Source organism: Pseudovibrio sp. FO-BEG1, assembly GCF_000236645.1.
Lineage (GTDB): Bacteria > Pseudomonadota > Alphaproteobacteria > Rhizobiales > Stappiaceae > Pseudovibrio.
In genome coordinates this window covers 268,878-284,372 of record NC_016642.1, presented here as the reverse complement: position 1 = coordinate 284,372, position 15,495 = coordinate 268,878, and the positions used below count along the sequence as shown (strand labels likewise).

15 protein-coding genes are annotated in these 15,495 nt (G+C 50.8%); 11 read left to right on the top strand and 4 right to left on the bottom strand.

Annotation, left to right across the window (positions count from 1 at the left end):
- Positions 1 to 2 precede the first annotated feature (2 nt).
- Positions 3 to 1,001: a carboxylesterase gene (locus tag PSE_RS01420; RefSeq protein ID WP_014283238.1), complete on the bottom strand. Its 999-nt coding sequence runs from the start codon at positions 999 to 1,001 to the stop codon at positions 3 to 5.
- Positions 1,002 to 1,388: 387 nt separating this feature from the next.
- Here PSE_RS01420 and ffh point away from each other — a divergent pair, with 387 nt between their 5' ends.
- The 11 genes from ffh (at position 1,389) to PSE_RS01365 (ending at position 12,089) form a co-directional block, all read left to right on the top strand.
- Positions 1,389 to 2,945, top strand: coding sequence for a signal recognition particle protein (gene ffh, locus PSE_RS01415; RefSeq protein ID WP_014283237.1), 1,557 nt, complete (start codon positions 1,389 to 1,391; stop codon positions 2,943 to 2,945).
- Entirely contained in the window at positions 2,946 to 3,263 is a 318-nt protein-coding gene (locus PSE_RS01410) for a chorismate mutase (RefSeq protein ID WP_014283236.1), read from the top strand.
- 21 nt (positions 3,264 to 3,284) lie between these two features.
- Positions 3,285 to 3,677 (top strand): 30S ribosomal protein S16, encoded by a 393-nt coding sequence (rpsP, locus tag PSE_RS01405; RefSeq protein ID WP_008550428.1) that lies wholly within the window; start codon positions 3,285 to 3,287, stop codon positions 3,675 to 3,677.
- 36 nt (positions 3,678 to 3,713) lie between these two features.
- Positions 3,714 to 4,271 (top strand): ribosome maturation factor RimM, encoded by a 558-nt coding sequence (rimM, locus tag PSE_RS01400; RefSeq protein WP_014283235.1) that lies wholly within the window; start codon positions 3,714 to 3,716, stop codon positions 4,269 to 4,271.
- Positions 4,272 to 4,899: 628 nt separating this feature from the next.
- Positions 4,900 to 5,604 (top strand): tRNA (guanosine(37)-N1)-methyltransferase TrmD, encoded by a 705-nt coding sequence (gene trmD / locus PSE_RS01395; protein ID WP_014283234.1) that lies wholly within the window; start codon positions 4,900 to 4,902, stop codon positions 5,602 to 5,604.
- 201 nt (positions 5,605 to 5,805) lie between these two features.
- The gene (gene rplS / locus PSE_RS01390; RefSeq protein ID WP_041767793.1) at positions 5,806 to 6,267 is read left to right on the top strand and encodes a 50S ribosomal protein L19; all 462 of its coding nucleotides are present in this window, start codon (positions 5,806 to 5,808) and stop codon (positions 6,265 to 6,267) included.
- Between the two features lie 854 nt (positions 6,268 to 7,121).
- The gene (locus PSE_RS01385; protein ID WP_014283232.1) at positions 7,122 to 7,982 is read left to right on the top strand and encodes a metallophosphoesterase; all 861 of its coding nucleotides are present in this window, start codon (positions 7,122 to 7,124) and stop codon (positions 7,980 to 7,982) included.
- Positions 7,983 to 8,286: 304 nt separating this feature from the next.
- Positions 8,287 to 9,693 carry a 3-isopropylmalate dehydratase large subunit gene (leuC, locus tag PSE_RS01380; protein ID WP_014283231.1) on the top strand — a complete coding sequence of 469 codons (1,407 nt, stop codon included), beginning with the start codon at positions 8,287 to 8,289 and terminating at the stop codon, positions 9,691 to 9,693.
- A gap of 223 nt (positions 9,694 to 9,916) precedes the next feature.
- Positions 9,917 to 10,522, top strand: a complete 606-nt coding sequence (locus PSE_RS01375; protein ID WP_014283230.1) for an HNH endonuclease — start codon at positions 9,917 to 9,919, stop codon at positions 10,520 to 10,522.
- Positions 10,523 to 10,648: 126 nt separating this feature from the next.
- Positions 10,649 to 11,200: a pilus assembly protein TadG-related protein gene (locus PSE_RS01370; protein ID WP_158309173.1), complete on the top strand. Its 552-nt coding sequence runs from the start codon at positions 10,649 to 10,651 to the stop codon at positions 11,198 to 11,200.
- Positions 11,172 to 12,089 carry a hypothetical protein gene (locus PSE_RS01365; RefSeq protein WP_148266071.1) on the top strand — a complete coding sequence of 306 codons (918 nt, stop codon included), beginning with the start codon at positions 11,172 to 11,174 and terminating at the stop codon, positions 12,087 to 12,089. The genes PSE_RS01370 and PSE_RS01365 overlap by 29 nt, the downstream gene beginning before the upstream one ends.
- A gap of 78 nt (positions 12,090 to 12,167) precedes the next feature.
- On the opposite strand, the gene acs is transcribed toward PSE_RS01365, so the two are convergent.
- The 3 genes from acs to PSE_RS01350 all read right to left on the bottom strand — a co-directional run bounded on the left by acs (position 12,168) and on the right by PSE_RS01350 (position 15,455).
- Complete coding sequence (acs, locus tag PSE_RS01360; protein ID WP_041767790.1) at positions 12,168 to 14,117, bottom strand: acetate--CoA ligase; 1,950 nt, start codon at positions 14,115 to 14,117, stop codon at positions 12,168 to 12,170.
- 176 nt (positions 14,118 to 14,293) lie between these two features.
- On the bottom strand, positions 14,294 to 14,692 hold the full coding sequence (locus tag PSE_RS01355) for a DUF1761 domain-containing protein (RefSeq protein WP_083416806.1): 399 nt from the start codon (positions 14,690 to 14,692) through the stop codon (positions 14,294 to 14,296).
- A 160-nt stretch (positions 14,693 to 14,852) separates the two neighbouring features.
- The gene (locus tag PSE_RS01350; protein ID WP_014283226.1) at positions 14,853 to 15,455 is read right to left on the bottom strand and encodes a glutathione S-transferase family protein; all 603 of its coding nucleotides are present in this window, start codon (positions 15,453 to 15,455) and stop codon (positions 14,853 to 14,855) included.
- Positions 15,456 to 15,495: the final 40 nt, after the last annotated feature.

Genomic DNA, 15,495 nt, shown 5'->3' with positions numbered 1-15,495 from the left:
TGTTACTGCGAGTAGATTGTGGGCACGCCCAGAGAACCCAGCCATTCGATGATACCGTTGGAAACCAGCAGATTATTTTCGGGATTGGTGATGTCGCCTGCGATGACATGATGGTTGCCCGAAGATTCTGTGATGAGAAGGCGATGCTTTGGAGCGCCCCAGTTATCAAAGAATCTGGCTGTGGCTTTCTCATATGAAGTTTCATCGCGAATATCGTAGATGAACATAGTGGGAATGGTCGCGTTTGCAGCATCCAGACTGCCGACCAGCTTGACTGTTTCAGCTAGTGGAAGCAGGGCGGTTGATGGGTAGGCGTTGGTCCACGCGTAGATCTCTTCAAAGTTGGCATTAGGGTCCGCGACACGGTACTTGCCTACAATGATGGGTGTGTAGAACTCTGCGAGAGGATATGTGAGCAGTGAGGTTCCAGCCGCCGCTAGCTCAAAGACCGGAGAGACCAGCACGATGGCTTCAATGTCCTCCTTGAGAGCGTGGTCTGTCAGATCCGTCCAGGCGGACAGTGTGCCGCCGAAGGAGGTGCTGATGATGATGACTTTGTTGCCAATGGCCTTTGCGATTGCCAGAGCTTCTGCCAGCGCATTGAAGTAGTCATCAACTCCTGGCTCTCCCATTGTCGCTGGAGTGCGGGCGTGGCCGGGCAGGCGTGTGTAATAGAGGTTGGCCTGAATGGAACTGGCGACCAGATCCGGGACAGGTCTGATTTCGTCTTTACTGGCGGAGAAGCCATGAATGTAGACGACGGCGTAGTCGGTTTTAGCTTTGGTATCCGGATTCTGCCAGATGATTTGCTTCTCCAGACCCGGCTTAATATCCTTAAACCGGCTTTCCACCCGCGCGATGTAGGCTTCCGGGTCTTCGCCAATGTCGCTTGGGTTGAAGGTTATGGAGGGAGAAACGTAGGTGTTGGTCCAGTAGACCAGAAACCCGGCGATCAGGATGATAAGAGACAACAAAAACAGATACTTATTTCGGAACAGCATCGTTACATCGCCTCTTTTTTCGCTGATTGAGTGCCAGCCTGACCGGAAACGGAGTGTGTCTGTCAGTTTTCCTTGTTATCCAAGCTTATACAATCTCTAGGAAATGGCAGTTTTGCTTGACTCGGCACCTGCTTTCTCGTAGATACCCGAATTAACTCCTTCGATTTGAATTTTGGAGCCACTGACTGGGACCCGCAAAGGTATAAAGAGATCCCAGAAGTCAACACCCGACAGCGCGATGCGCCCTCGGGTGATTTTTTGCTATGTGCACTTGGTTTGGCATGGCAAATTGGCTGCGGTGACACCAAATTCATTGAGGAACGAGTGTACAGCACCTAGGATTTTTCTTCAGGTGCTTGTGCCGAAACGAGATTTTAAAGGAACGACATGTTCGATAATCTGTCAGATCGCCTAGGCGGTATTCTAGATAAGCTCACAAAACGTGGTGCGCTTTCTGAATCCGATGTTAGTGAAGCGCTGCGCGAAGTTCGCCGCGCGCTCATCGAGGCTGATGTGGCGCTGCCGATCGTGCGTTCTTTTGTCGACAAGGTGAAGCACCGCGCTGTTGGTGCTGAGGTTGTTAAGTCCATTAAGCCGGGTCAGATGGTCGTTAAGATCGTACATGACCAGTTGGTGGAAATGCTGGGTGAGGAATCTCATCCGATCGACCTGAATGCACCGGCTCCGGTTTGCATCATGATGGTTGGTCTGCAGGGGGCAGGTAAAACCACCGCAACCGGCAAGATTGCACGTCGTCTGACACAGCGCGACAAGCGCAAGGTTTTGATGGCTTCTCTTGATACGCGCCGTCCGGCAGCGCAGGAGCAGCTGAAAGTTCTGGGTGAACAGAACGAAATTGACACACTTCCTATCATTGAAGGACAGCAGCCAGTTGATATCGCCAAGCGCGCGCTGAACGCAGCGAAGCTTGGTGGTTATGACGTTGTCATGCTCGATACCGCAGGTCGCGGCCACATTGATGAGCCTCTTATGGTGGAGATGGAGCAGATCAAAGCTGCGTCCAACCCGCATGAAGTTCTGCTTGTTGCCGATGCTCTGACTGGCCAGGACGCTGTTAATCTGGCGAAGAGCTTTGATGAGCGTTGCTCCATCACAGGTATCATGCTGACCCGTATGGATGGTGATGGTCGCGGTGGTGCGGCTCTTTCCATGCGTGCTGTGACCGGCAAGCCGATCAAGCTGATTGGTACCGGTGAAAAATCTGACGCTCTTGAAGACTTCCATCCAAAGCGTATTGCTGATCGCATCCTCGGCATGGGTGACATTGTCTCCCTTGTTGAAAAGGCTGCTGAAGCGATTGATGCGGAAAAAGCCGCAGAGATGGCTCGGAAGATGCAGAAGGGTCACTTTGACCTGAACGATCTTTCTGAACAGCTGAAGCAGATGGAAAAGATGGGCGGAATGTCCGGCATGATGGGCATGCTTCCGGGTGTTGGCAAAATGAAGAAGCAGCTTGCTGCGGCCAACCTTGATGAGAACATGTTCAAGCGCCAGATGGCGATCATCTCTTCCATGACTGCGCAGGAACGTGCGAAGCCGGATCTTCTGAAAGCAAGCCGTAAGAAGCGTATTGCTGCAGGTTCTGGTGTACAGGTTGCTGAAGTTAATAAGCTTTTGAAAATGCACCGCCAGATGGCCGACATGATGAAGGCCATGGGTAAGGGCAAAGGCAAGGGTATGCTTGGCAAGATGATGGGCGCCATGGGTGGCGGCATGCCAGGCATGGGCGGCGGAATGCCGAACATTGACCCTAAAGCGCTGGAGCAGATGGCTAAGTCTGGTCAGCTGCCAGGCGGCATGGAACTGCCTAAAGGATTACCGGGTGGTGGGCTTCCCGGGGGATTGCCAGGTGCTGGCGGCCCTAAATTGCCCGGTCTTGGTGGAGCGCCTGGTTTGCCAGGGCTTGGCAAGGGGAAAAAGTAATTGAGCGAGATCGATAAGACAGAAGAAGCCAAGGTGATCCTTGGTGGACTTCGTTCCAGCATCGACAACATTGACGCTGCTCTGGTGCACATGTTGGCTGAACGGTTTCGCTGCACACAGGCTGTTGGGGAGCTGAAAGCGACCCATGGTCTTCCACCGGCTGACCCGGCCCGTGAAAAACTTCAGATTGAGCGTCTGCGTCGCTTAGCGGCAGAAGCCAATCTTGATCCTGACTTTGCTGAAAAGTTCCTGAACTTCATCGTGAAGGAAGTCATTCGGCATCATGAAGCTATTGCTGCTGAACACAGCACAGACTGAATACCTAGGAGTAACTAAACAATGGCTACAAAAATTCGCCTGGCACGCGGTGGTGCTAAAAAGCGTCCTTTCTACCGCATCGTTATCGCAGACGTTCGTTCCCCACGTGACGGCCGTTTCATTGAAGTTGTAGGTCGCTACAACCCAATGCTGCCAAAAGACGCTGAAAACCGCGTTGAGCTGAACGAAGAGCGCATCAAGCACTGGCTCGGTCACGGCGCGAAGCCAACCGACCGCGTACACCGCTTCCTGGACGCTGCTGGCCTGCTGAAGCGTGAGCCACGCAACAACCCTAACAAAGCAAAACTCGGCAAGAAAGCTCAGGAGCGTCTTGACGAGAAACTTGCTGCAGAAGCTGAAGCAAAAGCAGCTGCTGAAGAAGCAGCGGCAGAAGCAGCAGAAGCTTCCGAATAAGATAAGCATACCCGATCTGATAAGGAGACGCCGGCTATGGCAAACACGCCTGAAGACCGCATTCTAATGGCTCAGATCGGGGCTGCTCACGGCATACGTGGAGAAGTGCGGGTCAAACCATTTGGTGATGACCCGCTTTCTTTTGGCGATTACGGCAAGCTGGAAAGCGAAGACGGTAGTCGCAAATTTAAAGTGAAGCGGGCACGCGTGCAGAAAAACGTGGTGGTGACCAAGTTTGAAGGCGTGAATGACCGTAATGAAGCTGAAGCTCTGAATGGGTTGAAGCTTTACATTCCTCGTGAGCGTCTTCCTGAAACGGAAGATGAGGATGAATTCTACCACTCTGACCTTATCGGCCTGAAGGCGCTTGATGAGAACAAAGAGCAGATTGGTACAGTTCTGGCTCTTCTGGACTTTGGTGCTGGGGATCTCATCGAAATCGCACCTAAGAGCGGCAAATCTCTACTGTTCCCGTTCACCAAAGCAGTTGTTCCTGTCATCAACCTTAAAGAAGGCTTCGTGGAAGTTCATGCTCCAGAAGGCTTTTACGAGGAAGGTGAGAAAGAGCCGGAAGACGGTTCCACACCGGACTAACTAGCGTTTAAAATCTGATTTCATAAATTGACGCTGAGCTAGTGTTTCAACATGCTAGCTTAATAGCTGTTGCATGTTTTCGGATACCTCGATGTATACTATCCTTCTTTCGATAATTTTCGCGATTGCGTCCTTCTTTCTGATGATGACTGGTGTTTTCTGGATAAACGCCTGGGCCTCTAAAACGAAGAGTGATTTTACTTCTAATCTTCGTCAGTCGCTCCGTTGCTTTTCATATGTCTTAGTGCTTGGCCTCTGTTTCGCTGGAGTAGTATTTGTGTTTGGAGACACAAGCAAAACCTATCAAAGTACTACTGCTGAAATCTCTATTTTGAATTAGAGGGTTGTCGATGCTATCCGTTTTTGAAACTGCACAAGCAATCGCTACAATAGTGCTCTTATCACTTGTTGTTTATAGCTGTTATCGCATGCTAGCAGCGAGTGGTGATGATGAATTTCTACGCTGGCGAACTCGGATGTGGAAGCTCGCGATTATCACCGCAATAACGTTTTGCATATTTGCTGTTTTGGCCCTGCTCATTCTTCCTGTCTGAAGTTTTGTTTGCTTTTTTTCCAAGACGAATTGAGTTAATGCAGACGCGATAAGTAGAACAATAGCAGGACCACCATGAGCTTTCGTGCATCCATTTTGACGCTGTATCCCGAGATGTTTCCGGGAAATCTGGGTATGAGCATGTCCGGGCGTGCGATGGAGCGTGGGGATTGGTCTCTGGATGCGAAGAACATTCGCGACTATGCGACCGATAAACATCGCTCCGTTGATGATACGCCAGCGGGCGGTGGAGCCGGTATGGTTCTGCGTCCGGATATTCTTGGCAAAGCGATTGATGATGTGACGGAAGAGGGCGATACCCGTCCACGTCTGCTCATGAGCCCGCGGGGCAAGCCGTTTACTCAGGCAAAAGCGCGTGAGTTGGCTGATGGGCCGGGTGTTATTATCGTCTGTGGTCGCTTTGAGGGTGTGGACGAGCGTGTGATTGAAGGTCGTCAGCTCGAAGAAGTCTCCATTGGCGACTACATCCTTTCTGGCGGCGAAGTGGCTGCTCATGTGGTTCTGGACAGTATTGTGCGCCTGATCCCTGGTGTAATGGGCAATAAAGAGAGCGGTGAAACCGAGAGCTTTGAGAATGGCTTATTGGAACATCCGCATTACACGCGCCCGGTAGAATTTGAAGGCCGAGAGATTCCTGCTGTTCTTAAAAGCGGCAATCATAAACTGATTGATCAGTGGCGTTTGGAGATCTCTGAAAAGATTACTGAAGAACGTCGCCCAGACCTCTGGCAGGAATACTTAAAAAATATCCGTGGATAGGCTGTTTTCTACACTTTTTTCATGACAAACATAGAAAAATCGGCTAAACCCGCGCCGACTGGAGTGGATTCTGTCTGGCGTTTACCGTTAGGGTCTTAGTTCCACTTCACTTCCCGGCATAATGCCAAGGTTTGGTGAATACGTACCGGTGGCTGGACCATTAGGGACGCTCTGACCAATTGTATAATGGAAGAAACTGCCATGAATATCATTGAGCAGCTCAACGCCGAAGAAATGGCGCGCATCGAAGAGAAGCGTACGCTTCCTGAGTTCTCTCCAGGTGACACCGTACGTGTTCTCGTACGCGTTACTGAAGGTACTCGTACTCGTGTGCAGGCTTATGAAGGCGTTTGCATCGCACGCTCCGGCGGCGGCATCAACGAAAGCTTCACCGTTCGTAAGATCTCTTACGGCGAAGGTGTAGAGCGTGTATTCCCAATCTACAGCCCAATGGTTGAAGGTGTGGAAGTAGTACGTCGCGGTAAAGTCCGTCGTGCGAAGCTTTACTACCTGCGTGAGCGTCGCGGTAAATCCGCACGTATCGTTGAAGCAACTAACGTACGCGCAAAGCGCCTTAACGAAGAAGCTCGTGCTGCTGCTGCTGAAGCAAAAGCTGCAAAAGCTGCTGAAAAGGCTGCTGAAGCTAAAGGTGCTGAAGAGTAAGATTTACTCTCGGACCTTACTGGTTTCAAAAACCCCGCTGAGAAATCGGCGGGGTTTTTTGCATTTAAGGCTGGGTCTTTTGCTCTGTTGCTCTTGGGTTTTGTTGTTTGATTGGTTTTGGGTTCAGTCGCTTGCGGTGTCATCCCGGGCGAAGCGCTGCGTAGACCCGGGATCCATAACCCCGGTGCCGGAGAATGATCGAAGGCCTCAGTTAAATAGTAAGGCTTGGGAGTATGGATCCCGGCTCGATGGCCGGGATGACACAGAGGGCAATGGTGGCGGGTCGCAAAAAACTTATCCCCCTGGCTTGAAACCATGCCCATACTAAAGCCATGCCTGCGCATTCGGGCGGCTGGCGGAGCGTCCGTCGGTACGGTGTGGGCAGGGCGGGGCTATCTGAAGACTTAACGCATCTTCAGGCGGGTCCGTGGAGGTTCCCCTTTCGCCAACAGTGTTGAGGGATAGCGGATGTCCGGCCAAACCAACGGGCGCCAACACTGAGCGTTGAGGCTTTCCAACAGCTGCAACGCTTCCAAGTGTCTTTTGGAGCTTGGCTTTAGCCTCCTGCAAAAACGTCCGGGCAAGGCGTGTAGTCGATGCCGAAGAATTAGTTTCAATAAGTAGCGCAGGTATTGCCTGCCGCCTTGCTCATCCCGCTTATCGGGAACTCCAGCTCCACCACTGCATGGGATGCCATGTGGTGCTATTGGTGTTTCTAATAGTGTTCAACCAACCGTTTGCAGAGAACTTCACGTAGTTTTTGGGGAGGCAGTCGAGGTGTCTGTCAGAATACAATTAATCAACGTGGGTTAAGCTGGTTTTGGTTGATGGCTGAGCAGGGGATTTGAAACAGAATGGTGATTGCACTCATCATCCTTTTCGTCGTGTTACTCGGCATCTATGCCGTTTTCGTTGAGCCTTGGCTCCCTCCCAAAATCACGCGGCATAAAGTTGTTGTCTCTCCTGATGCTCTTGGCCAGAAACCTTTGCGGATTGCTGTGCTGACTGATCTGCATGCCTGCTGGCCATGGATGCGGCCAGAACGGATTAAGCGCATCGTTGAGCGTGCGAACAGTCTGGAGCCTGATCTCATTACGCTTTTGGGCGATTTTCACACCGCTATGCATCCTCCCTTTGCAAGGCGGTTGGCAGCAGCTGCTGACTGGGCGCAGCCTATGGAGCGTTTAAAAGCCCCTCTGGGGGTGTTTGGTGTGCTGGGCAATCACGATTGGCTGGAAGGTGGTGAGGAAGCCAGAGAGGCGCTGGAAGCCTCCGGTGTGACTGTTCTTGAGAATAAGGCACAGCGCGTGTCGACACGTGGGAACTCCCATGTCTGGATTATCGGACTGGATGATCAGTATGGAGAAGCTTGTCAGCTGCATGGCAAAGGCCGGCGGGATGATCTTGAGGTGGCCTTAAGTCAGGTTGAAGATGACATGGCCCCGCGGATTCTGTTGGCTCATGAGCCAGATATCTTCCTGGAAGCTAAGAAATCCGTAGATTTGACATTGAGTGGGCATACGCATGGGGGGCAGGTTCGCTTGCCGTTTATTGGCGCTTTGACAATACCATCGCGTCTGGACCGGAAGTACGCGAAGGGCGCTTTTGAGGAAAATGGAAGCACTCTCATTGTGAGCAGTGGTCTGGGATGTTCTGGACTTCCCATTCGATTTATGTGCCCACCGGAACTTTTGCTCATAGAAATATATGCTTAGATTGCAATGTATTGCGGCGATGTGGTGGACCCTTTGAAGGCCTTCAATTTGCTATGATTACCTCCTGGTCTTGAGAGAATCTCAAGGCAAAGAAGCTTGATATTTTGGCGATCTGAGAGGATTAATAGAGCCAGTATAGCGGAGGCTTCTGTTGTGACGCCTTTGCATTTTCAAGATTTATGCGGCCGCAGAGAGCTGCAGGTAAAAAGTGAATGATCCTGTTTTCGCGGATCTTGAGCGCTTGGTAGGTGCGATCAGAACTGCGAGAAAAACAAGGATCAATCGTTTCCAGGAGACAAGCGCAATGTCGCAGGCCAAAACTCTTTACGATAAGATCTGGGACCACCACGTGGTCAGCACGCAAGAAGACGGTACTTGCCTGCTTTACATTGACCGCCACCTGGTACACGAAGTTACAAGCCCGCAGGCGTTTGAAGGCCTACGTATGGCTGGCCGTCAGGTTCGTCACCCTAAGCGCACATTGGCTGTTGTTGACCACAACGTTCCAACCACTGACCGTTCCAAGGGCATTGATGATCCTGAGAGCGCGCTGCAGGTTCAGACGCTGGCAGACAACGCTGCTGAGTTTGGCGTTGAGTACTACTCTGAGCTCGACCAGCGTCAGGGCGTCGTGCACATCGTTGGCCCGGAGCAGGGCTTTACACTGCCAGGTATGACCATCGTTTGTGGTGACAGTCATACGTCCACACACGGTGCATTCGGCTCCCTTGCTCACGGTATCGGTACTTCTGAAGTGGAGCATGTTCTGGCGACCCAAACGCTGATCCAGAAGAAGGCGAAAAACCTGCGTGTGACTGTAAATGGTCAGCTGCCTGAAGGTGTTACTGCGAAAGATATCGTTCTGGCGATCATCGGCGAGCTGGGCACTGCTGGTGGTACTGGCTACGTGATCGAGTATGCTGGTGAAGCAATCCGTGGTCTTTCCATGGAAGGTCGCATGACCGTTTGTAACATGTCCATCGAAGCTGGCGCACGTGCTGGTCTGATTGCTCCGGATGAAAAGACCTATGAATACCTGAAGGGTCGTCCGAAGTCTCCTAAAGGCGCTGCATGGGAGCAGGCTGTTTCTTACTGGGAAACTCTGTTCACTGACGAGAGTGCTGAGTTCGATAAGGAAATCGTTCTGGACGCAGCGAACCTGCCTCCAATCGTGACCTGGGGCTCTTCTCCTGAAGACGTTGCATCAGTGACTGGCGTTGTTCCAAACCCAGCTGACATTGAAGACGAAACCCGTCGTGCTTCTAAAGAGCGTGCTCTGGAGTACATGGGCGTTGAAGCTGGCCAGAAGATCACCGACATCAAGATTGATCGTGTGTTCGTTGGTTCCTGTACCAATGGCCGTATCGAAGACCTGCGCGAAGCAGCAGAGGTTGTTAAGGGCAAGAAGGTTGCTGACACCGTGAGCGCGATGATCGTGCCGGGTTCCGGTCTGGTGAAAGCACAGGCAGAAGCGGAAGGTCTGGATGAGATCTTCAAGGACGCAGGCTTTGAATGGCGTGAACCGGGTTGTTCCATGTGTCTGGCGATGAACGCTGACAAGCTGAAGCCGGGTGAGCGTTGTGCTTCCACATCCAACCGAAACTTCGAAGGTCGTCAGGGCTTCAAGGGCCGTACACACCTTGTTTCTCCAGGCATGGCTGCCGCAGCAGCGATCGCAGGTCACTTTGTTGACGTACGCGACTGGAAGTAATCACTGCTAAGAATTCAAAGAGAAGCGGGAGTAGGTGACTATTCCCGCTTTTTTTATTTGCAGGATTGGCTGCGACCTGATGGAATTTGCCGAGCTAAGACGCTGATTTGGTTATGATCTGTCTGAGTGGCTAGGTGCCGCGTTTTGATTTCCTTAGGGTAAGAGGCAGTGTCAGACTTCACATAGCTGTCATTTGGAGCCTACAATATCACAGCATCTCAAGATGATTTCCGTTTGGTACTCTAAGCCAGACGAAACTCCGGAGTATGTTGTGAACGCAGTCGTTTCAGAAGGCGCTTTCCCGGCGCTTGTGTTGAATGCAGATTATCGACCTCTCTCTTACTATCCCTTGTCTCTCTGGGGATGGCAGGAAGCGGTGAAGGCTGTGTTTTTGGACCGGGTGAATATTGTCTCAGAGTATGATCAGGTTGTCCGAAGCCCAAGCTTCGAGTTCCAGCTCCCAAGCGTTGTGGCGCTCAAGTCATTTGTTGAGACTGAGAGAAATCCGGCCTTTACGCGGTTTAACGTGTTTCTGAGAGATAAGTTCCAGTGCCAGTATTGCGGATCTGAGAGAGATTTGACGTTCGATCACCTTATTCCGCGTAGCAAAGGCGGGCTGACCACGTGGGATAATGTCATAACAGCCTGTTCGCCCTGTAACCTACGGAAAGCGAATAAATCCTGGCAGGAAATGAACATGCGCCCTGTGCAAATGCCATTCATCCCACGCGTTCAGGACCTGCATAACAACGGTCGCCTCTTCCCACCAAACTACCTCCACGAAAGCTGGCTGGATTTCCTTTACTGGGACAGCGAACTGGAACCGTGATTGCAGTTAATGGTTTGTTAGCCATCTGCCTCAAAACTTTCGATAAAGTTGAGTGATTAATACCCGCGATACCTCCCTTAGATTATGCTAGGCATAATTACATGGGCGTCGATGGTGGGCATCACGATGGGTTACTTCAAGCAATTCTCCGATCTATTTAAGAAGTTCAATCGCTCCGAAGATGGAATGGTTGCAGTGCTCGTGGCCGTTCTTATGGTTCTGATGATCGTTTTTGCCGGAATGGCCATTGATTTTGGTATGGGCTTCAACACTCGAAGAGCAGTTAACCAAGCCTTGGATGCGGCTGTATTGGCTGTGGCTAATAAGCTTTCGACGACTGATATGAGTAAAGCCGAAGTTCAAGCAATGATTGAAGAGTACTTTGAAGCGAACATCAAAGACTCTATTGGCGAAGATGTTGAAGTAACAAAACCTATAGTTAAATATGAGATTGGTGGAGATACTATTTCCGCTAGTGCGTCAGCAAAGCTAAGTAATAGCTTTTCTCCAATGATCGGGCTCTTAACAGGTGGGAGTAGTGATGAAACCAGCGATCTCGCAGTTGGTAGTAGCTCAACTGCAAGATTCCCAAGAAGCAATGTAGAGGTTTCAGTAATTGTCGATGTAACCGGATCGATGAGATCGCACATTGGTGCGCTTAAAAAGAGCTTCAACTAGTTTGCTTAATGCTCTACTGCCTGAGGATACTGACATTGCAAAGAGTCGCATCCGTGTCTCTTTTATTCCGTATAGCAATGGTGTGAAGCTAGATAATACACTTGCAGAAAAAGCAACGTTTGATGTTAGCTATTATGGTTGTGTTCATGAACGCATCATGAACCAAGCTACTACCGAAGTTCCTCATGATTTCGAAGACGATGAAGGTAACACAGATTATATTGGGTCTGGCTATAGTTACTGTCCTCGAAATGCAAAGATAGTTCCTCTCACAGCCGATAGGACTAAGATTGAGAGTTCGATTAGACAGCTGTCAGCAGGAGGGGGTACTGCAGGTCAAATCGGGATTGCTTGGGGCTGGTACACCATCTCTCCAAGATGGTCGAGTTTTTGGCCGACAAACAGCAAGCCTCTTTCATATGACACACCTAATATTCGAAAATATGCAGTGTTTATGACTGATGGCGATTTCAACGTGCATTATCGCGATAATTATAACTATGATCGTGTCGAGCGTGCACGTGAAGAAAAAATTGCTGAGAAAAAGCGTAATGGCACTTGGACGGAAGGTCCCAATCCTGACGGTTCAAACAAGTTTACAAGGGATGAGCATGAGTTTTTCGCCAATAAGATAGATTGGAGGTACTCATCATCATATGGAGAGTACGGCACTTCATCTGCTAGAGCGAAAGAAATTTGTAAGAATATGAAGGACAAAAATATCACTGTATATTCTGTTCATTTCGGAAGCTCTTATGCCGCCAAGCGAGTGATGGAGTCTTGTGCAACAAGCAGCAGTACTTTCTATAAAGCTGACAATGAGAGTGAGTTGATCCAAGCGTTTGAAAAGATTGCAAACGATATTAAAAATATCTATCTGTCTCAGTAAAGTTTGATGCTCATTCAGCAACGAAAAACCCCGCCAGTTCGGCGGGGTTTTGTGTTTTCAGTCTGCTATCTGACTAACTTATACCGTTTCAGCTCGGTTTTGGCGGTTGTCGATTAGGTCGCCAACTACGGTTGGGTCGGCGAGGGTTGAGGTGTCGCCGAGATTTTCGAAGCTGTCCTCTGCGATTTTGCGGAGGATGCGGCGCATGATTTTACCGCTGCGGGTCTTCGGCAGGCCAGGGGCGAACTGAATGAGGTCAGGGGATGCAATTGGGCCGATTTCGGCGCGAACGTGCTTCACCAGTTTCTTCTTCAGTTCTTCAGATGGCTCAAGGCCTTCCATGAGGGTTACATAAGCATAGATACCCTGACCCTTCACGTCGTGTGGGTAGCCCACTACAGCGGCTTCTGAGACGTCTGGGTGAGCGACGAGAGCGCTTTCTACTTCCGCGGTGCCCATACGGTGGCCGGAAACGTTGATTACGTCATCCACGCGGCCTGTGATCCAATAGTAACCGTCTTCGTCACGGCGGCAGCCGTCACCTGTGAAGTACAGGCCTTTGTAGGTTGCGAAGTAGGTCTGGACGAAGCGCTCGTGATCTCCGTAGACCGTACGCATCTGGCCTGGCCAGCTGTCTGTGATGACGAGGTTACCTTCGGTGGCGCCTTCCTGGAAGTTGCCTTCTGCATCAACGATTGCAGGTTGGATTCCAAAGAATGGTCGGGTTGCAGAGCCTGGTTTGAGGTCTGTTGCACCCGGCAGTGGTGTGATGAGGATGCCGCCGGTTTCTGTCTGCCACCATGTGTCCACGATTGGGCAGCGCTGTTCGCCAACCACGTTGTGATACCACATCCATGCTTCCGGATTGATCGGTTCACCGACAGAGCCAAGAATACGGAGCGATTTGCGGGAGGTGTTGGTGACGTGCTCATCACCTGCACCCATCAGTGCACGAATTGCAGTTGGGGCAGTGTAGAAGATGTTGACGTTGTGCTTGTCACAAACTTCCCAGAAGCGACCTGCAGTTGGGTAGGTTGGCACACCTTCGAACATCAGGGTTGTGGCGCCGTTTGCGAGTGGGCCGTAGAGGATGTAGCTGTGGCCTGTGACCCAGCCAACGTCAGCTGTACACCAGTAGACTTCGCCCGGATGATAGTCGAAGACGTATTGGTGCGTCATGGATGCGTAGACGAGGTAACCGCCTGAGGTGTGCATGACGCCTTTTGGCTGGCCTGTGGAGCCGGAAGTGTAGAGGATGAAGAGTGGGTCTTCAGCATTCATTTCTGCTGGTGGGCAGTCTGCGGAGACTTTCTCGATCTCTTCATGGTACCAAAGGTCACGGCCTTCAGTCATGTTGATGTTGCCACCGGTGCGTTTCACGACGAACACTTTGTCGACGTTTCCGCATTTCTCGATCGCGCGGTCGGTGTTTTCTTTAAGCGGCACGGTTCTGCCACCGCGAACGCCTTCGTCAGCGGTGATCACGAAGCGAGAGGAACAGTCTTCGATACGGCCTGCGAGGCTGTCTGGTGAGAAGCCGCCGAATACAACGGAATGCACGGCGCCGATACGGGCGCAAGCGAGCATTGCGTAGGCTGCTTCAGGGATCATTGGCATGTAGACGGTGACGCGATCACCTTTTTTGACTCCATTGGCCAGCAAGACGTTTGCGAAGCGGTTTACGGCGTCAGAAAGCTGCTTGTAGGTGATGGTTTTGCTTTGATCCGGCTCATCACCCTCCCAGATGATTGCAGGCTGATCGCCGCGTTCTGCCAGATGACGATCAATACAGTTTGCTGCTACGTTCAGCGTGCCGTCTTCAAACCATTTGATGGAAACATTGTGATAGTCGTAGGAGGTGTTTTTGACGGTTTTGTAGGGCTTGATCCAATCAATCCGCTTTCCGTGCTCCCCCCAGAATCCGTCGGGATCTTCAACGGACTTGTTGTACATCTCCAAGTACTGCTCGTTGTTGAGCAGGGCGTTTTCGGCAATCTCAGCCGGTACTGGATACACATCACCAGTCATGGTCAATCTCCCCATTTCCTCCACGGGTAATCACATACCCAACTCCTGTGGCGTATTATGGGCAGCTGCCGTTGGGGCGTCTAGCGCTTATGCTTCGAACTTTCGTAGGTCCCGTTCTCTCTAGGTTCGTTTGACCTACGAAAATTCAGCAATAGGCGATTAGTCGAAGTGATGTTTTAGCCGGAAATCAGAGCGTAAACAGCGCCTTGAACCATGAGAACGCCAAGCCAATGGCCAGCGTCAATAAAGGTCAGCATCCATGAAGCGCGTTGAAACTTGTGATTGACGATAAGGCCAGTCAGAACAAACCCGCCCCAAATCACGATGGCTGCAGTGATGCCGCTGATGATGGTGACTGATCCTGAATAAACGAGAATTCCGGCCAGTACGAAGGCCATGATCATTTCGCAGAGAAATGTGACGACGTAGGTAGATGGTGACATCTGAACATCTTCTTCAGAGATGCCGACAGCTTTCATCCATGAATATGAAAGTACATAGTACCAAATAGAACCGAAAATATATGAGGCGATTCCGGCGGCAAGCACACCCGGTAAGTAAATTCCTTCAATCATATCAATACACCCTGTATAAGATATGGTGTGCACATGATTTAGTATTTCTTATCTGAGAAATGTATTGAAAATATCTGGAGGCATCAAGGGCTAGTGACTTGAATTAGCCTTTGAATGCTTTGGGAGAGGGGGGTGAGATCCACCCTCCGTTTTGCGATAGTCAGAGTTGAGCAAGGGCTTTTTCATTAGCTTTTGCCAGAGCTGGTCGCGCCAAAACTCTTGAGAAATAGTCGCTTACTGGGCCTTCTGGCCACTCAAACTTGGAAACTTTGGCCCAGAATGCGCAGTGTCCGATGATGATGTCGGAAATGGTGAAGGTGTCTCCCATCGCCCATGTCTTACCTTTCAAACGGGCTTCAAGATGCTTCATCGATCTTGCCCACTCGAAACGACAGGCTGGTTTGATGTCGGGGACGCGCTGATCTTCCGGGTGAATGAATGAGTGTTTTGCAGCCATCCAGAGGATTGAATCCATCTCATCCAGTGCAAAGTTTGTGAAACTGTCTTGCTGGGCGCGTTCCAGAGTTCCAGCTGGGAAGGAAAGGCCTGAATGTTTGTCTGCCAGATATGTGCAGATGGCTGTTGAATCGTAAATGGTTTCATCGCCGACGATCAGGGCAGGAATTTTGCCTGAAGGATTTACGGCATAAACATTTTCATGGTGCGGTTTACTTGGAACGACCTCGTAAGGCAGATCCAGTTCTTCCAAGAGCCATAAAACCCGCATGGTTCTTGATTGCGGGTGTCCAATAACTTTGTACATGAAATCCTCCTCATTTCCCTGATCATCGGCGGGCTTTGAC

What these genes read in the sequence shown, in the direction of transcription:
- PSE_RS01420 (WP_014283238.1), bottom strand. Translation starts at nt 1,001, where the DNA reads ATGCTGTTCCGAAATAAGTATCTGTTTTTGTTGTCTCTTATCATCCTG.
- ffh (WP_014283237.1), top strand. Translation starts at nt 1,389, where the DNA reads ATGTTCGATAATCTGTCAGATCGCCTAGGCGGTATTCTAGATAAGCTC.
- rpsP (WP_008550428.1), top strand. Translation starts at nt 3,285, where the DNA reads ATGGCTACAAAAATTCGCCTGGCACGCGGTGGTGCTAAAAAGCGTCCT.
- rimM (WP_014283235.1), top strand. Translation starts at nt 3,714, where the DNA reads ATGGCAAACACGCCTGAAGACCGCATTCTAATGGCTCAGATCGGGGCT.
- trmD (WP_014283234.1), top strand. Translation starts at nt 4,900, where the DNA reads ATGAGCTTTCGTGCATCCATTTTGACGCTGTATCCCGAGATGTTTCCG.
- rplS (WP_041767793.1), top strand. Translation starts at nt 5,806, where the DNA reads ATGAATATCATTGAGCAGCTCAACGCCGAAGAAATGGCGCGCATCGAA.
- PSE_RS01385 (WP_014283232.1), top strand. Translation starts at nt 7,122, where the DNA reads ATGGTGATTGCACTCATCATCCTTTTCGTCGTGTTACTCGGCATCTAT.
- leuC (WP_014283231.1), top strand. Translation starts at nt 8,287, where the DNA reads ATGTCGCAGGCCAAAACTCTTTACGATAAGATCTGGGACCACCACGTG.
- PSE_RS01375 (WP_014283230.1), top strand. Translation starts at nt 9,917, where the DNA reads ATGATTTCCGTTTGGTACTCTAAGCCAGACGAAACTCCGGAGTATGTT.
- PSE_RS01370 (WP_158309173.1), top strand. Translation starts at nt 10,649, where the DNA reads ATGGGTTACTTCAAGCAATTCTCCGATCTATTTAAGAAGTTCAATCGC.
- acs (WP_041767790.1), bottom strand. Translation starts at nt 14,117, where the DNA reads ATGACTGGTGATGTGTATCCAGTACCGGCTGAGATTGCCGAAAACGCC.
- PSE_RS01355 (WP_083416806.1), bottom strand. Translation starts at nt 14,692, where the DNA reads ATGATTGAAGGAATTTACTTACCGGGTGTGCTTGCCGCCGGAATCGCC.
- PSE_RS01350 (WP_014283226.1), bottom strand. Translation starts at nt 15,455, where the DNA reads ATGTACAAAGTTATTGGACACCCGCAATCAAGAACCATGCGGGTTTTA.